We start from the raw sequence: 17,242 nt of genomic DNA on the forward strand, positions 1-17,242 counted from the left end.
GTTAATCTCTCAGAGTCTAAGTTTTTGTCCCGTCGTTGACCATCGCATGGCGCGCCATGCGTGTCCGTCAGGCAGCCGAGCCCCGGCGTCCAGAACTCTCTACAGCCGCCCCATCCGCGAGCAGAGTCTCGATCTCGGGCGACGAAAAACCAACCTCTTCAAGTAGGGCGCAAGTCTCCCACCCTCGTGGTTGAGAAAATGACCGCAGCGGCGGATACGCATTATCGAAACTGATTGTGGGCCGGATTGCGACTGTTTTGCCTTCCGTGGGATGCTCTTCATACTGGAGCAGACCGACTGCCTCAAGGTGAGGGTCGTGCGGTAGCGTCTCGAGCGTATGACACGGTTTGACTGCGATGTCCGCCCGCTGGAGGATGTCCAGCCATTCGGAAGTCGTCTTGTCGGTGAGGGGGGCGCCACGAATCTCGAACCACTCCTTGACGTTCTCTGCGCGCGCACCCACCGTCGCGAAGCGAGGGTCGCCGATAAGCTCCGTTCGGCCCACCGCATTCAGAAACGCACGAACCTGCTGATCCGTGTTGATCGTAAAAGCAATCCAGCCGTCCGATGTTTTCACCGGCTTGTTGTGAGGGCTGAGAAGTCGAAGGTCACCCGGGGGGCCGACCGGCGGGTCGAAACTCTGCTGCGCGAGATGCTCCTGTAACACGAACGCCGACATCGTCTCGAACATGGGAACTTCCAGCGTCGATCCTTTGCCGCTCACGTTCCGTTGCAGGATTGCGGCAAGGATGGAACCCGCGGCGATTTCACCCACGACATGATCGCAGATGAGCATGGGCACGTACGCCGGCACACCGTCTCTTGCAAGCGTCAACCCGGTCATTCCGGTTGCCGCCTGAACGACGCTGTCGTACGTAGGGTGGCCTGCGTACGGGCCATCAGTGCCGTAGCCGGTTATCAGGCAATAAATCTTGTCGGGATGCCTCTCTCTCAAGGTGTCCGCATCGAGTCCCAGGCGCTTGAGCGCTTGCGGCCGCATATTCGCGATGATCACATCAGAGGACGCGACAAGCTTGTCCATGATTGCCTGGCTACCCGGTTTTTTCAGGTCGCAGCAAATGTTGCGCTTTCCACGATTCAAATGCAGGTAGGCACCCGAATGCTGCCCCGTTGGCGATAAGCCGCCGAGCCCACGCATGAGGTCGCCATCAGGGCTTTCTACCTTGACAACCTCGGCGCCATATTGCGCCAGCCTTGCCGAGCATACTGGCCCCACGACGACACTGGTCAGGTCGAGTACCCGAATTCCTTTCAGCGGTTCAAAAGTCATTTACTTCAGCCTCCATCTCTGCAGCGATTTTTCCCGTCTCATCGTGCGCTCTCAGGCGCCATTTTTCGCCCTGACAATCCGCCGCGAGCGTGATTTGCCGACCGCAAAACAACGGTGCGGCATTCTTCATCGTGAAGCTACGCAGGTTGAGTTCAAGCTCGTTCCGCGCGAACTCCGTGAGGAGCAACGTTGACAGGCCGCCGTTGACGACCAGGTCCGGGAATCCCTCAACCTCTCGTGCATACGTCCGGTCGATGTGAATCTTGTGGGAGTTGAACCCGAGCGCGGAGTACTGGAAAAGCAACGTCTCGTCGGGGCGCACCGACTTGGTGGTTGCTCCAGTAACGGCTTGGGGCTGTCCTGTTACGGGGCTGTATCGGGATTCGGGCAGCAAGACGTAGGTCTGCGTTTCGGTAATGGCAGGAGCGGTCTCGCCGGCCAGTCTCAGCTCGTGATCAATCGTCGCGATCGCAATCGGCCCCGAGGCGTTCTGTTTCTGGACAAGACTTCGGATTGCGCTGACCCGCATAACTTTTGCGCCAACGGGGATGTCGCTGTGGTACTGGACGGTTCGTCCGCCCATCAGCAGGCGAGGAAGCCCCAGGTCGGGCATCGGGACGCCGAGTCCAGGGAAACCATCGGAGCGAAGTTCGGATCGACGGGTGTCAGCGCCCATCAGGACGAAATGCCAGCCTTTTGGAAGCGGATCACCTTCGGCGAAAGCTCCCGCAGGCAGATCCAGCATCGCGGCCACTCGCCGTACAGCCGAGAGCGAACAGATCTCGTCTCGCGTTGCCGGCTGGTATTCAACGTCGTTAAGCATCGGTCGTTTTCCTCTAGCGCTGCGCGACTCCCGGCTCCGCCGTCGCGGCGGTGGAGTGCTGAGCGAAATCTGCATATATGAAATTTACATTTCATTAGTAATTGTATAGTTTCTATGCAGTGCGTAAAGTTATGGTAAACGCCAAGCGCAATTTCATGAGTGAATTGATTGGTTTGCTGGTGAGAAATGGGGGCGATTTTACGAGATGTGAGCTGCAGCGGGGAGAGATCGCCCCTGAACGTGGCAGGAGGTTGGTGCGGGCGTGGAACTGGAAGGCGGCAGAACTCGATTGAATCGTGCAATCTGATCCAGTAAAGTGACCCGATTCCGCCCTTGTGCACCGCAACGAGAGTGAGAAGGCGGTCTAGCCGGTGCTGCCCAAGGGTCCAAGCCGAAGGCCCGCCCCCTTAACGTGAAGCAAAGCGAGATTCTGAAGGCCCCATAATGAAGGACGATGTTACTGACGCTGAAAAATCCACGGACTCGGAGGCACGCAGCTATTCGGCGCCGGCACTCGAGAAAGGTCTTGATATCCTTGAGATTCTTTGCCGGACGGAGAAGCCGCTTTCACAGAGAGACATCGCGCAGCAGTTGGGACGCAGCGTGGGTGAGATCTACCGGATGATTGCCGTTCTGGTCAGTCGTAACTATGTGACGCAGGTTGACGACAGCTACTACATCACGACAAAACTGTTCGAACTGTCTCATAACAATCCGCCGACTCACCGGCTGCTGATAGAGGCTCGTCCTCTCATGCAGATACTTTCCAGCCAGCTCGACCAGGCATGTCATCTTACGGTGTACGGTCAGGGCCGCCAGATCGTTATTGCCAAAGTCGATTCACCTAGCGGAATGGGGTTTAGCGTGCGGGTAGGATCCGAGCTTGACGTGATAGTGTCGGCGTCCGGGCGGGTGCTGCTGGCGTTCCAGGACAAGGAGACGCGGCTTTTCCATATTGAGGAATCGCTCAAGCGACGCCCCGAGCAAGTCGATCCGCAGATCGATGGCGTCCTCGATTTCATCAAGGAGCGGGGTTATGAGTCAGCTCCGAGTGTGCAGGTGCGCGGGTTATACGTGGTGAGTTACCCGATTCTGGACTCCCAGAATCATGCTATCGCTGCGTTGACGGTTCCCTATGCGGAGCGGATCGACCAGGCCCGGCGAAAATCCATCCCGGAAATCGAAGAAGCCCTCGGCGATGCCGCTCGGCAGTTATGTGCCCGGATTGGCGGCCCGTCACGAGCACGGCCAGCCCGTTGATACGCGGTGTAGGTGCCTGCTACTCTGCGGCGAACGTCCGGCAGCCGCTCGTCGCCGAAACAGATTTCCGCTGAGCTTGGCGGCGCAATTTTTTATTACCTTTCTTCAGGCCCGCGCGACGCGCCACCAATACGGGCAGAAATAGCGCTTGCGGCGCCCGCCAGCGCGTCCTGAATCGTTGTTATCGAATTCCTGGTCATCTGGTCGATCCTTTCTGCGTACGGGATTGTCAGCGCTGCGCTCGCATGCCCTTGAGAATCAAGTATCGGGAAGCTGACAGCATACAGTCCCCGTACCTGTGAGCTCGGCGCCGACTCAAAACCACGGTCGCGGATGGAATCCAGAACGATGTCCATCTGAGGATGGTCTTGGTCAGCCCGGCGCTGAAGCGATTCGCTCACTCGCAATCGCCTGGTCTCGGCGCCCTGAAACGCGACCAGCACACGGCCAGAGACGGAGATCAGTACGTCCAGATCAGAGCCGACCCTGAGACTGAAACCCATACCGCTCGGAGTGTCGACCTTCGCGATGACGACCTGCTTTCCCTGGTTATAAACCGTCAGGTGGCACGACACGTCCAGATCGCTTGCAAGTCTGTTCATCACCGGAGTCGCTTCGAGCAAGAGGCGGTGAGTTGGTGGGTTCTGGTGGGAAAGCTCGAACAGCTTTGTCGTGATGTAGTAGCTGTCGTCGGCTTGTGCAACGTAATTGCGGTTCACGAGACACAGCACCATGCGATAGATCTCACCCACGCTCCTGCCGACCTGTGCGGCTAGATCCTTCTGTGTGACCGGCGTCTGACTTCGGCACAGAACTTCCAGAATATCCAACCCTTTCTCCAACGCGGGCGCCGAGTAGTGCCTCGCACCCGGCTCGACTGACTTCACTACATCGTCGAAATCGTCACTCATCAGGTAGTTCTCCGGTTGCAAATGTCGCGGCGCTCGAGACGTTGCTCGAAATGCATACACGTGCTGGCGACGGCGATCCTGCCCGCGCTAAGGCACTCGTTGCACTAATTTTATAAGTGAAATGTTATCTGCACAGGTGATTTAATTCTAAGTGTTTTCCCTTGGCTGGCAACTCAGCGTTGCCTTCGGCAGACCGCAACGCGCACTTTAAGCTCCAGCGACCAACCGGGCGGTCGCGGGAGTGGATTCGTCTTAACCAATTGAAATATAACCATTTTATTGGTTTTTAAATGCGAGCCTTGCGTTCAACGATCAGCAAGCCGCGGCAGCAAACTATTCGAACGGCTCCACATCCAACAACAGTAGGTGTTTTCACTAGTGCATAGTTGACTTCACCAATGAAACGTCTTAACTTGTCACCAAGCGCTCGGCAAACCCGGTCCAGATTCAACAACGTGCTGTGTAAGCAGATGTTTGCCACCACCCGAGCGCAGATCAACACACTGTTAATCGCAGTGTCTCACTGTCTCGAACTGCTAGAGGATCCACCATGAAGTTCAAGTTCCACCACATGAATCTCTGTACCGACAGCCTGCCGCGTTTGACCAAGTTTTATCAGACGCTCTTTGAACTCGGCACGATCCACGATGAGGAGCATGCGCGGGTCAATGCTGAAAGCACGACGACGGGGTACAACGGAAAAGTCGACTTCCTGACGGATGGCGATATCGAGTTTCACTGGGCAGAGCGCGATCTCGACACGGGTTTCAAAATGAAGCAGATCGTCAACCCCATGGCTCGTGGGCATTTCTGTTTCCGAACGGATGACATCGAGGGCTTCAAGAAGCGTCTTGACCAACTTGGAATCCGCTACTCGGACTACGGCCGCTGGGCGATTGCTGGCTGGCACCAGGTGTTTCTGCAAGACCCGGACGGCAACGTCATCGAAGTGCATCAGCCGAACCTCTTTGGCAAGTGATTTGAAACGTTCTACCTGAGTGCCTGTTATTCCGCCGTGAAAGGCTTTGGCGCCCCGAGCGCCGAGCTTTTCAACGGTCGTCATACGCTGACAGACGTCTCACATTCAGTCTTCCAGAGAACAAGAAGCCGGCATACATATGGCCGGAGGAGACCGCAGATGGAATTGCTTGCCCGGTGTTACCGGCCGCTTCAGCAAGCCGGCGCACCCCTGAGACGCGATGGCATAGCTTGTCTTCATGCGGATGTAACTGAAGCTCGAACCTGACATACCGGTCGGAGTGTTTAGACCGAATGCGTTGCCAAACTATTTAAATCATCCAGCAGGAGACAGCGAAATGAGAAATACCTTAACGATGGAGGTGCCAGTCGAAGAGTCCACCTCGATGGCGAAGCGAGCGACCATCGCCAGCACGATTGGTGCTGCGCTGGAGTGGGTCGACTTCACCGCCTACGGCGCAGTGGCCGCGACTGTCTTTCCAAAGCTATTCTTCACGTCGATGGATCCCAACATGGGAATCCTGGCGGCATTCATTACGTTTGGTGTGGGCTTCTTTGCACGTCCGCTTGGCGGATTGTTCTTCGGCGCGCTGGGCGATCGCATCGGCCGCAAGAACATCCTGCTCTATACCCTGTCTCTGATGGGGGCTGCCTCGTTTCTGATCGGTTGCCTACCGACCTATGCCACGATCGGCTTCGCCGCACCGGTGTGCCTTGTACTTCTGCGTTTCCTGCAAGGGTTCGCTTTGGGCGGCGAAGCAACCGGGGCGCAGCTGATGACAATGGAACATGCGCCACAGAACCGGCGCGGCCTGTTTGGTTCCTTCATCAACATCGGCTCGTCGCTCAGTGCAGCGGTGGCGAACGGAATGCTTTTCGCGTTGGTCAGCCTCCTCGGCACAGAGCAGTTTCAGGTGTGGGGTTGGAGGGTGCCGTTCCTGTTCAGCTTTGTGCTTGTCATTGTCGGTCTGTATATCCGGCTGCGCGTTTCTGAAACGCCGGCCTTTGAGGAAGCACACGCGAAAGGCCAGGACGACCGGGTTCCGCTGGTAAAAGCATTTGCGCAGTATCCGGGAACCATCGTCCGACTGTTGATCGTGTGGTGTGCGCCTACAGCGTGTTTTTACGTGATTACAGTATTTTCGCTGAGCTATATCACGAAGAATCTGGCACTTCCCAGCCAGACAGCATTCCTCTGCCTGATGGGCGCGAATGTGCTCGCGGTATGCACCGTGATCGGCGGTGGAGCGGTGAGCGACCGCATCGGCCGCAAGCCCACGATGCTGATAGCGTCCATCCTGACGATGGTAATTGCCCTGTCGTATTTCACTCTCCTTGACACGAAGAATTGGTACGTCATTTTCCTCGCGATGGCGGCCTTCATTGGTTCGCTTCAAATTCAGTCGGGCGTGCAGCCCGCATATTTCGCCGAGCCGTTCCCGACGAATGTCCGCTATTCCGGGTCTGCCGCGGCATATACCGGCGCAAACTTGTTGATGGGCGGCCCGACTCCGTTCATCTGCGCCTGGTTGCTGCAGCGTTCGGGCGGGCAAACGTGGGTCATCACCGCGTTCTGTGCTGTCATCGTGGGCGCATCGCTCATTGCAATTCTGACGGGCCCGGAAACACGGCACCTGGATATCAAACGTTAAGCTCCGCGCAAGCGGCATCAGTAGAAAATGGAGTATCGATATGCTTTTGAATGATAGGGTTTGTGTAATTGTCGGCGCGGGTTCGCTGCGCGGGATCGGCTACGCGACAGCGGAGCTATTCGCGGAACACGGTGCGAAAATAGTCGCGGTCGATGTCGTCATGAATGACAGTATTGCGGCTGAAATCAAAGCATCGATCGAGAAAAAAACCGGACGCGCAGCCGAAGTCATCGGCATCAGGTGCGATATCGGCGACGGCGCGGACTGTCGACGATTGTTCAAAGAGGTCCTCGCACGTTACGGATCGGTCGACGCTCTTGTGAACAGTGCTGCTATCGTCAAGGCGCAGTCCTTCCTGACAATCGAGGACGAGGACTACGATCGGATCATGAACGTGAATCTCAAGGGCGCCTTCAATCTTTGCAAGAGTGCGCTGGAAATCTTCGCGGAGCAGAAGCGTGGCGCGATCGTGAACGTGGCATCGGTAGCCGCGCAGAGGGGAGGGGGCCTTGTCGGCGGTGCGCATTACGCCGCATCGAAGGGTGGCGTAATCAGCCTTACGAAGACCATCGCACGTGAATTCGGTCCGATGGGCATTCGTGCAAACGTCGTCTGTCCTTCAATGACCGAGACCGGTATGCTAGACGGTATGACCGCAGATAGGCAGCGCGAGATTGAAGCGACCATTCCGCTGCAGCGGGCAGGCCGGCCCGTTGAAATTGCCGGTGCTTGTCTTTTTCTCGCGTCCGACCTTTCGGGCTATGTGACCGGCGCAACAATCGATGTTAATGGTGGGAGCCACATCCATTGAACCGGGTTCGCACCGGCTCCCTGTGTGTGGCCTGGAATGTTCGATCTGGCTGCCGACTGCGAGCATGAAGGGACTAAAAGCCGGTGCAAATCTGTAATTTGCATTGCCGCCACAACGAAACTTTGATAATGCAAGGGTGACGCTTAGGACGCGGATGTCGCGACGACCTCGAAGTGCTCGACGACCGGGGGGCTCTCGAAGAACGGCCCTACGATAGTGCGCCATTCGGTGTAGGCAGGAGATTCACGAAATCCTATAGTGTGATCTTCCAGGGTCTGCCAGAGAATTTGCAGCAGATATCTCTCGGGAGACTCGATACCTCGACGGATTTCATAGCGCTGAAATCCCGTTGCTTTGGCAATGACGGTGTCCAGTCCAAGCCGAATTGCTTTTTCGAATTCCGCGTGCATGCCGGGTCGAATCTGAATGCTGGCTACTTCGAGAACCATTTTTCACCTCGAGGTCTTTGGAAAGTGGAGAGACGTGAGCTCAATCGCGGCGCGCTGAGAGAACGCCCTAATTGGCGCAAGGCGTTAATGTTTCGCGGACTTCAAACCGGCATTTCGGTCGTGATCCAATCTATCACGGAATGGTGTCGTGGCGCCCACCCGAGTTCAGTTCGCGCACGCTTGGCCCGCACTCGGCTATTGCTTCCGAGTGAATAGAATGCACGACCTTCGCCCCATTTGTGAGCTGCATCGGCGGCAGAAAGGTTCTGAACGGCACCGAGCCCAAGTCTGGCCGAGATGGCGGCCCCGATATCCGCAAATGAAGCTTCGCCGTTTTCCGCGAAATAGAATGCCCCCGGAGGTGCTGTCGCCAGCACGAGCAGGTATAAATCGGTTAGATCGTCGATGTGAACGTTCGACCATCGGTTCGTCCCGTTGCCGACGATTTGAACGACGCCCGTCTGCAATGCGTTGTCGACCAGGGCGGGAATTTGCACGCTGCGAAGCCCGATGCCGCGACCGACGCCATAGATGTTACTGGGGCATATGACAGCGGAGCGCACGCCTCTATCTGCAGCGCCGACGACTAGCTGGTCGACAGCGCGCCTCGGTTGCTTGGATGCTTCAACAACGAAGGTACTTTCTTCGTCGAAGATCATGTCTGATGCATACAGACCTCGGGCGTCGTCGCCAATCACACTCGAACCGCTTGTGTGGATGAAAGGTTTTTCCGTGCCTTCCAAGGCCGAAATGAAAGTCACCACAGAGGCTAAATGGTCTGCGCTCGCGGTGTCGATCACACCGTCCGCCTGCCGGGCCTCTGTGCCGAGCAGATCGGCGTCATCCAGCGTGCCTATGACTGGGTCGACGCCTGATTTTTCGAGTTGGTCAGCCTTGCCTTGCGAACGAACAAGTCCGCGGACACGGTGACCCGCGGCGATCAGTTTTGTGGCCACGCTGCCGCCGATGTATCCCGTGGCTCCGGTGAGGAAGATAAGCATAGAACCTCGATTCGAATAGCCCAATTGGCGTTTGGCCCGTCGAGGAGCCTATTGCCCGAGGCTTTTGATGCTAGCGTATTTCATGAGTGATTCCAATCGTGCATATGTGAAATACACTATTTCTGCGCCGATGGAAGGCTTGGTTGGGCCCCGACCACCCGACCCGCTCGTGCTTGGGAGAATTCCTGCCGGGCCGGTGTACGAGTCAGGCTGCGACGCTGTCTGGTCGACGTGATGTATCACGAGGAAAATCCAGGATTTCCAATTCCAGGCGGAAGCGGACGAGATCGTCGATCGTGATAAGAGGTAACCCGTGCAGGCGCGCGAAGTGCTCCAGCTGCGGACGGCGTGCCATACTGCCGTCGTCATTCACGATTTCGGCCAGGACCGCCCCCGGCCGCAATCCCGCTAGGCGGGCGAGGTCGACCCCGGCCTCGGTGTGTCCTGGACGCTCCAGAATGCCCTCACGAACCGCGCGAAGGGGAAAGATATGGCCGGGCCGACTGAAGTCGCAGGCCTGACGCGAAGGATCAACGAGCGCTCTGATCGTTGCCGCTCGTTCGCTGGCGGATATGCCGGTGGTGATCCCCTCCCGGAGGTCGACAGACACGGTGAAAGCAGTACGCATTGAGTCAGTGTTTTCCTCGACCATGAGAGGGAGCTGGAGCTCGGATGTCCGCTCGGCCGGTAAGGCCACGCAAAGTAGGCCGCTAGTCCATCGGACCATGAAGGCAATTGTTTCGGGTGTCGCATGTTCCGCAGCAACAATCAAATCGCCCTCGTTCTCGCGATCTTCGCCGTCGACGACGACCAGAGGCGTTCCATTGGCCATTGCCGCCAACGCCTCCTGAACGGCGGACGAGGTCAAATTGCCATCGCGGCCGATATTGTCGTAGTTCATTATGTCTCCTGTTGGGGTAGCACTTTTAGCAACAGGATGCGTGCAGATAGCATGCCAGTTTGAAATACCCTATCAATCAAGGGCCAGGAACCTTCGCCACTGTTGCAGATGACACGCGCTGCGACAGTTTCTGTCGCAGCGGTCAGTACGCTCGTGCGACTCAATCTTCCGGGCGGTCGATCCCGAGTGACCTCATCTGCCGGTGCAACGTGGAACGTGAGACCCCGAGGCTAATGGCGGCTTCGGAAACATTCCAATGGCTGCGCTCTAGCGCTACTTCGATTGCATTGCGCTTACTCCGAGCGGGTGTTGAGACCTCGGTGCCATTCCGGGCGTTGAGCGGAGGAGGAAGATCGTTCAGAGTGATGACTCCGTCCGAATCAACTGCGACAGCGAAGCGCGCAGCGTGGTGTAGTTCACGTAGATTGCCAGGCCAGTTGTGTGCTGCGAGTGCGCGTCTCGCCTGCTCATCGATGCTTGAGAAGCGCTTGCCGATGTTTCTCGACGCTTGAGCAAAGACCTGCTCGACTACCTGAAGTCGATCTTCGCGCTCGCGTAGAGCCGGAAGTCGAACGGTCGCTCCGGCTAGTCTGAAATACAAGTCTTCCCGAAACTTGCCCTCGCGCACGAGTTGAGCAATGTCATGCAAACTGGCCGCCACCAGTGCGAAGTTCACCCTGACGGAACGGATAGCGCCGACTGGAACGAATTCACCATCTGATAAGACCTGTAAGAGCCTTGTTTGCAATCCAAGAGGCATGTCACCAATTTCGTCAAGAAAGAGCATGCCGCCATCCGCCTCAAGCAGGCGCCCTTTGGACCCTTGCCGAGCGGCGCCAGTAAATGCACCGGGGCGGTAGCCGAACAGTTCGCTCTCAATCAGTTCGGCGGTGATTGCAGCACAGTTGATCGAAACAAATTTTGCGTCATCGCCTCCAACATCCATATGGATGGCACGGGCGAGAGCGCTTTTGCCTGTTCCGGTCTCCCCCTGTAGCAGAATGGGAACATGATGAGTCACGAGCCGGCGGGCGATGTTTATCGATTCACGAATACCCTCGTCATCACCAATCAGCTCCGTCAGACATGGGCGTTCCGCCGTCTCGGTACGCAGACGCTGGCTACGCTGGGAAGAACAGGCCGTCGACGTTCTGCGACGGACTTCTTCCGCTCGCAGGAAGATTCGGCCATTCACCGACGCGAGCGGCGTTGCCGGTTGGTCGGTGGCGTCGAGCCACTCTTCCATACCTTGTACCTCCGAGAGAGGCTGTCCAATGAGCGGCATGGACCGATTGCGCAACATCAGATGTGCCGCAGGCGTCGCATCGAGAATGTGGCCGTTCGAATCCAGGGCCACGCGCGCTTCCCCCGCGGTGTCGCAAAAATCGCTGTGCTTCGAGATTCGCAGGATCAGGTTGTCTGCATTACGTCGGTCGAAATACAGGTTTTCGATGCGGCGCGCCGACGCCGAAATGACGTTTCGCACGACTGCCTGCGTGGCATGGTCAGAAGGCATCAAAGTCGTCACGTTCAACACTGCCACGAGTTCCCCGGCGTTTCCAAAAATCGGCGCAACGGTGCAACTAAGCCGTTCAAGTGACGATGCGAAGTGATCACCCATCACGACCGAGAGGGGGCGTTGCTCCTGCAGGCAAAGGCTGACGCCATTCGTGCCTTGTGCCTGTTCGGTCCACATGGATCCGGGAAGAACGCCGGCGGCCGCGCAGGCATCCAGCGTGAGCGCGTTGGAGCGGAAATCCAGAGCGATACCATTACAATCGGTCAACATCACGATGTAATCCTGCTCCGCGAGCAACTCAAAGAGGCGCTGTACCTCTCCTTGCGACAGCGCAAGCAGGTCGCCCATGGGTTCTCGATGATCCTTCAGTTCGGACGGAGACAACACGAGCGGGCGACCGATTCGATCGGGACTCAGGCTATGCTGTCCAACGCAACGTTCCCACGATACAGGGACGCTGCCATCAGAATGAGGGCCGGCCTGCAACGGATGACGCTCGACTGACGTCAACACCATGCTTTTATGGCGATCTGGCTGCATCGACTTTGTCTCCAGGTCCGGGCCTTATGGCCCGTGTCATGTATCAGATAATACATGCCAGCCGCTGATTCTTCATGGTCTGGCGGCTCGCCAGGGCGTAGGTTCGTTCGGGTGCGGGCGTCTAATCCAAATCCGGTAATCGACCGATTGCAATGATTGGCCGAGCCTATCGCTGAGAGCGAGCCTTATTTAAAGCCCTTTTTGGTTCTCTGGCCTGACAGCGGGGCGTCTGCGAAAGGTAGATGGCGCCCTTGTGCAATGATCGACAGCGAGCAGGATCGGAGCGCCGAAAGCGCTGATCCTGCTCGCCGCCGTCGAGTGGTCAGACAAACAGCATGCCACCGTCGATTAGCAGCGATTGTCCTGTCATGTAGGCGGAATCGGCGCCTGCGAGCCACGACACCAATCCTGCGACGTCGTCGCCCGTGGACACACGCCCAAGCGCGATCCCTTGCGCCATCGCTTTCATAGACTCGCCTTTGCCGACCTTGTTAATCGCACCGAGGTCTCGATCGACTTCCACCCACATTTGCGTGTCGACGATTCCGGGGCAATAAGCATTGACGGTGATGCCATGAGGAGCCCATTCCTGAGCCGCTGACTGCGTGAGCGCACGCACGCCGAACTTCGACGAGCAGTAGACGCCCAACAGAGGAAACCCTTTATGTCCCGCGATGGAGCAGGCGCCGATAATCTTCCCGCCCGTGCCTTGCTTGATCATCCATCTGGCCGCTTCGGTATAACAAAGGAACACGCCGCGTCCATTCACAGCATGCACCTTGTCGTACTCTTCGGGCGTCACGTCCAGAAGTGCTTTGGTTTGCGCAATGCCGGCGTTGGCGACCATGATGTCGAGGGATCCAAGTCCACTTGCCGTGTTTTCGACCAGTTTCTTGACCGACTGAGGCTGAGAAATATCGCCGTACAGGCTGATTGCTCCGACGCCCGACGATTCGATTTGCTTGCGGGTTTCCTCAAGTTCCTTTTCCATCGAAGGAAGGTCTGAAACAGCGATATTGTGACCATCTCTTGCAAGCCGAAGCGCGATGGATTTCCCGATACCACGAGCGGCGCCCGTAACGTGAGCAACGGTCATGACTCGTCTCCTTGATTAGATTTGATTGATGTTGATAAAAAGGCGAAATCAGGCAGTTGGATCTACGAGGACCTTCATTTTCCGGCCAGCGCGAAGTTCCTCGAAGCCCTGCGTGAGTACACCGCTCAACGGAACAGTCTCAACCCAACCGGTTGTCTCGTAGTGTCCCTGGGCCATAAGGTCAATGACTGCCTTGTAATCGTCGCCGGTGTAGCAGATCGTTCCCTGTATGCGTCTTTCGCGCAGAACGGCGCTGAGTAACGGCGTTTGTATGGGCTTGTCGTAGATCGCAACGCTGACAAGCGACCTTTGTTCTCCCAGACAGTCGAGAGCCGTTGCGACGGCTGCGGGCACTCCCGCTGCGTCATACGCCGCATCGACTCCATTTCCGTGGGTCTGGTCCAGAATCATCTCAGTGACATTGACGCGAGTCGGATCGATAGTGCGAGCGCCCAGCGTCTCGACCGCTTTGCGACGTGTTTCGGATGGTTCGACGAGATCGATTTGCGTCAGCCCCATGCCCTTGAGCGCGAACCAGAGACCAATTCCGATTGGGCCGCCGCCGAAGACAAGCGCACGGCTTTCTGGACCGACCTTGCCGAGCTTTGCTGCGTGATAGGCGACCGACATGGGTTCCACCAGTGCGCCCATATCAACAGGAACGGAATCGGGAAGCTTGTGGACCATATTGCGGGGCACAACGGTGTATTCGGCCATCCCACCATCCGCCATCAGGCCGTGGAAGCCGATGTGGTTGCATACGTTGTAGTAGCCACCTTTGCACGGTCTACACGTGCCACACCGATAGATAGGTTCGACCGCGACTTTGTCGCCTTCACGAATGTCGCTGACACCATTGCCGACCGCCGTGACAATGCCCGAAAACTCATGCCCGATGACAAGAGGCATCTTTTTCCCGGTCAGCGGATGTGGATCGGTTTTGGGTATGAAAATCGGCCCGTCGTAATACTCGTGCAAGTCAGTACCGCAGATTCCGTTTCGACTCACTTTGATCTTGACTTCGCCGTCAGAGACGGAGGGTTCCGGAATATCTTCAATCGAAAGTTCGCAATTGCCGTAATAGACCGCAGCTCGCATTTCTTGTCTCCATATGTCTTATTGCCTGCGCAGCAAAGGGTAGACAGCGGCATTCGTTCGAACTTCGATGAACCGATTCCGCTGCCAGACCCTGCAGAAATGAGGCGCGGTGTGCTTTACGCCGGCTCGGCCGCTTTTTGTGCGTGGGCCGTTGCGCTGCGCAGGCCGGGCATGACTTCGGTTGCCAGCCGTCGCATTGTTTCCCATTCCCACTCGCGGTTTTTCCCGGCACCGTCCATTGAGGCCATCATCAGGCCGCCGAAGGGGCCGGTGCGTTCCCGGAAAGCGACAAGTTTGTCGAGGACCGTTTTCGGTGAACCGTAGACAACCATGCTTTCGATCAGTTGCTCGACGGTCACTTCGTTGTCGGGCTTCTTCGGGTCGTCTTTCATAACGGCGGTGTAGTCGACGGCCTTAAGAATTCTCCACATGTAGTCGAAGTAGTAGTAGCTGCTCCCTTCGGGATCCATCACGCGATCACGTGCTTCCGCGTCGCTTTCGGCAATGATCATATTGCGCGCGACTCTCCAGGCTTCGCCCGCGGGTTCGCGCCCAACTGCTTCGCAGCCCTCCACATACTTTTTCCAGTGGCTTGCGACGACGTATTCCGGACAGAAGTTAGCCGTCATTGCGCCGAAGCCCCGCATCGCGGCGACCTTCACACTGCTGGAGAAGGGCGACATCGCCGTCATCGAAATTTCCGGGAAAGGCTTCTGAAACGGCTTGGGCATGTACCCGACGCCGAGTTCGGGAATCACCGATTTCTTCAACGAAATAGTCCAGTGCTTTCCCTGAATGTCGTAGGGCGGGTCTTGCGACCAGATCTTGAGGATTGTGTCGATGGATTCCATCATCCGCTCGTTCCGGTAAGGCGTGTCTTCGACGTCGAACATCTCCATGTCACTCGAGAGGCCGCCAGGACCAATGCCGAAGATGAAGCGCCCCTTGGACATATGGTCGAACTGGGCAACTTCCGCCGCGACTAGCGCGGGATGATGATTCGGCAATGCGATCACGCCAGTGCCGAGTTTGATCTTCTTGGTCTGCCGAAGCACTGACGCGAGGAAAATGAGCGGCGCAGCTATCGGCTCAGTTTTACAGGACGTGTGTTCGCCGAAAAATGCTTCGTCGAAGCCGATCTCATCCGCGTAGATTACCTTTTGCGCATCTTCCTCAATGGTTTCTCCCAGTGAACGGGTGGGAAGGTGAAGTGGCATGCCAAACAGACCGAGTTTCATATTGTCTCCAATTACTTTGTAGCGGAGCGGTCGCCCCGAGGTGAAGTCAGATAGGCTGGTAAAGGTTCAAGCGAGTGCAACTTCTCGTGATACGCCTGCGCTGGCTCCGTTGAACCAGACGAGCGGGTCCACTTCACGGTCGTAAAGGCGCACGGCGGTGACGCGCCCGATGAAGAGGGTGTGAGTGCCGTAGCCCACGTGATGGTCAAGTTCGCAGAAAATGGCGGCAGGGGCGCTGCTGAGATAGAGCAGGGAGTCGGTCCCTTCATACCAGTCGCCGGAGGCGAAGCGTTCGGTGCGCCGTGATGACTGCGAGAACGGCAGGAGCAGGTCAAGGTGTGATTCACCGAGCAAGTTGACGCAGAACTTCCCGGTTGACTGGACGACCGAGTGCAGGCCGGCCCCTTGATTTGCAGAAACCAGCATGGATGGCGGATCCATCGAGACGGGAATGACAGCGGAGGCCGCCATGCCGTGAGGATTTCCACCGAGGTCACGGCCCGTCACAAGGGTCACGGATGAAGCGATACGCCGCATTGCAGTGCGGAAGTCGGCCGCGAGTACCGGGTCGATCGTTAGTTCAGGTGTCTGATTCATGAGGTCACCTCGTAATTGCAACAGTGGAAGGCACCCGATATAGAGCACGGGCCTTGCCAATGGAACAATTCACGCAAAATCAGACACTTGCGTTTCCTTGGTGTGTTGCGTGCGCGACACCGTGCGACACTACTGTCGCGAGAGGATCGGTCTCAGCGCCTGAGGCGGCCATATGGTCGAGAAACATGCCGTGTACACCGCTAGTGGTTAACCACAATGAAATGACAGGTCTTATCGGGCGGGCTCTTATGAGTAGGCACAGCGAACAAAGACGTTGGCGGTCCACTTGCCCTCCAGGCTGAAACAACCGAAGTCAGTCGTCGTCGCCTGCCACCGGGGCGACACTCAGGTCACGGAAGTAAGCAATGGTTCCAGACTCAATCCAGAGGCCGACGCCACCGCGTTGGTCGTGCCCGAGCTTCATGTCGTTGATCACTATTGTGGGACGGGGCTGACGATTCAGATGAAGTTGCGCGCGGTTCCCAAAGACCGTGATCTTCATATGTATCCACTGTGCCGGCGCAATGTCCGCATAGGTTTCGTACATCTCGGGTGATTCGGAGCGCAGCCGAGCAAATGGATAATCCGGATGTGAAAAATACTGGACGGTATGGTTGCGTCGGACCTGATCGTCGGCGATGGCATTCGTCGGGCGAAGATAAATGCTCTCAAAACGAAGCGCTGCGTCTACCCGGAACGCAACACCAACGAATCCACGGGCATATGACGGTGCATTGGGCGCTACCTGGCTAGCCACCTCGACTTCTATCGTCCCATCATGAAAATCTAGTGGCAACCACGCCATGAAATGCCGGTCGGTTAGCTGTTCCCTGGTCGGGTCTTGATATGCCGACGTCGGCATCGTGATTTCTAGTGATTGCTCACCGAGAAAAGTTGCATTGCTGAGCGAAACACCCGAGAGACGGAAGGCGTGCGGAGCGCCGAATGCGCTCATGGTCGAGGCGAGTTGCACGGCATGCTTTGCAGAGACGCTGGAATCCTCTTCATCACAACGCTTCATATCCACTAAATTTCTGATTTCATGCGGCCACACTGGACGTCTCCATGTTTTCATTG

16 protein-coding genes are annotated in these 17,242 nt (G+C 57.0%); 4 read left to right on the forward strand and 12 right to left on the reverse strand.

The genetic code is table 11. The features are described 5' to 3' along the window. Window positions 1–67 precede the first annotated feature (67 nt). On the reverse strand, window positions 68–1,291 hold the full coding sequence (locus tag P0D68_RS17995) for a CaiB/BaiF CoA transferase family protein (protein WP_408298628.1): 1,224 nt from the start codon (window positions 1,289–1,291) through the stop codon (window positions 68–70). After that, window positions 1,281–2,114: an HTD2 family dehydratase gene (locus P0D68_RS18000; protein ID WP_091808525.1), complete on the reverse strand. Its 834-nt coding sequence runs from the start codon at window positions 2,112–2,114 to the stop codon at window positions 1,281–1,283. Before P0D68_RS18000 ends, P0D68_RS17995 begins: the two co-directional genes overlap by 11 nt. Before the next feature lie 444 nt (window positions 2,115–2,558). On the opposite strand from P0D68_RS18000, the gene P0D68_RS18005 reads away from it, so the two are divergent. Next, window positions 2,559–3,374 carry an IclR family transcriptional regulator gene (locus P0D68_RS18005; protein WP_408298630.1) on the forward strand — a complete coding sequence of 272 codons (816 nt, stop codon included), beginning with the start codon at window positions 2,559–2,561 and terminating at the stop codon, window positions 3,372–3,374. A 95-nt stretch (window positions 3,375–3,469) separates the two neighbouring features. On the opposite strand, the gene P0D68_RS18010 is transcribed toward P0D68_RS18005, so the two are convergent. Then, window positions 3,470–4,285 (reverse strand): IclR family transcriptional regulator, encoded by an 816-nt coding sequence (locus P0D68_RS18010; protein ID WP_408298632.1) that lies wholly within the window; start codon window positions 4,283–4,285, stop codon window positions 3,470–3,472. Window positions 4,286–4,835: 550 nt separating this feature from the next. Between P0D68_RS18010 and P0D68_RS18015 the strand changes: the two genes are divergently transcribed. The 3 genes from P0D68_RS18015 (at window position 4,836) to P0D68_RS18025 (ending at window position 7,726) form a co-directional block, all read left to right on the forward strand. Further along, window positions 4,836–5,264: a VOC family protein gene (locus tag P0D68_RS18015; RefSeq protein ID WP_091808536.1), complete on the forward strand. Its 429-nt coding sequence runs from the start codon at window positions 4,836–4,838 to the stop codon at window positions 5,262–5,264. A gap of 337 nt (window positions 5,265–5,601) precedes the next feature. Next, the gene (locus P0D68_RS18020) at window positions 5,602–6,915 is read left to right on the forward strand and encodes an MFS transporter (protein WP_091808538.1); all 1,314 of its coding nucleotides are present in this window, start codon (window positions 5,602–5,604) and stop codon (window positions 6,913–6,915) included. 40 nt (window positions 6,916–6,955) lie between these two features. After that, window positions 6,956–7,726 (forward strand): SDR family NAD(P)-dependent oxidoreductase, encoded by a 771-nt coding sequence (locus P0D68_RS18025; protein WP_091808540.1) that lies wholly within the window; start codon window positions 6,956–6,958, stop codon window positions 7,724–7,726. Between the two features lie 143 nt (window positions 7,727–7,869). On the opposite strand, the gene P0D68_RS18030 is transcribed toward P0D68_RS18025, so the two are convergent. The 9 genes from P0D68_RS18030 to P0D68_RS18070 all read right to left on the reverse strand — a co-directional run bounded on the left by P0D68_RS18030 (window position 7,870) and on the right by P0D68_RS18070 (window position 17,219). Next, window positions 7,870–8,175, reverse strand: coding sequence for an antibiotic biosynthesis monooxygenase family protein (locus P0D68_RS18030; RefSeq protein WP_408298635.1), 306 nt, complete (start codon window positions 8,173–8,175; stop codon window positions 7,870–7,872). 101 nt (window positions 8,176–8,276) lie between these two features. Continuing rightward, window positions 8,277–9,176 (reverse strand): NAD-dependent epimerase/dehydratase family protein, encoded by a 900-nt coding sequence (locus P0D68_RS18035; protein ID WP_408298637.1) that lies wholly within the window; start codon window positions 9,174–9,176, stop codon window positions 8,277–8,279. A 205-nt stretch (window positions 9,177–9,381) separates the two neighbouring features. After that, window positions 9,382–10,077 carry a 3,4-dihydroxy-2-butanone-4-phosphate synthase gene (ribB, locus tag P0D68_RS18040; RefSeq protein WP_408298639.1) on the reverse strand — a complete coding sequence of 232 codons (696 nt, stop codon included), beginning with the start codon at window positions 10,075–10,077 and terminating at the stop codon, window positions 9,382–9,384. A 160-nt stretch (window positions 10,078–10,237) separates the two neighbouring features. Beyond that, a complete protein-coding gene (locus P0D68_RS18045) occupies window positions 10,238–12,136 on the reverse strand; it encodes a sigma 54-interacting transcriptional regulator (RefSeq protein ID WP_494471294.1) in 1,899 nt (632 codons plus the stop codon). Between the two features lie 322 nt (window positions 12,137–12,458). After that, entirely contained in the window at window positions 12,459–13,232 is a 774-nt protein-coding gene (locus P0D68_RS18050) for an acetoin reductase (RefSeq protein WP_408298643.1), read from the reverse strand. A 48-nt stretch (window positions 13,233–13,280) separates the two neighbouring features. Next, window positions 13,281–14,330, reverse strand: coding sequence for a 2,3-butanediol dehydrogenase (locus P0D68_RS18055; protein WP_091808553.1), 1,050 nt, complete (start codon window positions 14,328–14,330; stop codon window positions 13,281–13,283). A 116-nt stretch (window positions 14,331–14,446) separates the two neighbouring features. Continuing rightward, window positions 14,447–15,568 carry an LLM class flavin-dependent oxidoreductase gene (locus P0D68_RS18060; protein ID WP_408298646.1) on the reverse strand — a complete coding sequence of 374 codons (1,122 nt, stop codon included), beginning with the start codon at window positions 15,566–15,568 and terminating at the stop codon, window positions 14,447–14,449. Window positions 15,569–15,634: 66 nt separating this feature from the next. After that, window positions 15,635–16,165: a flavin reductase family protein gene (locus P0D68_RS18065; RefSeq protein WP_408298648.1), complete on the reverse strand. Its 531-nt coding sequence runs from the start codon at window positions 16,163–16,165 to the stop codon at window positions 15,635–15,637. A 313-nt stretch (window positions 16,166–16,478) separates the two neighbouring features. Beyond that, window positions 16,479–17,219 (reverse strand): hypothetical protein, encoded by a 741-nt coding sequence (locus P0D68_RS18070; protein WP_408298650.1) that lies wholly within the window; start codon window positions 17,217–17,219, stop codon window positions 16,479–16,481. Window positions 17,220–17,242: the final 23 nt, after the last annotated feature.

The organism is Paraburkholderia sp. RL17-380-BIE-A (genome assembly GCF_046028085.1).
Lineage (GTDB): Bacteria > Pseudomonadota > Gammaproteobacteria > Burkholderiales > Burkholderiaceae > Paraburkholderia.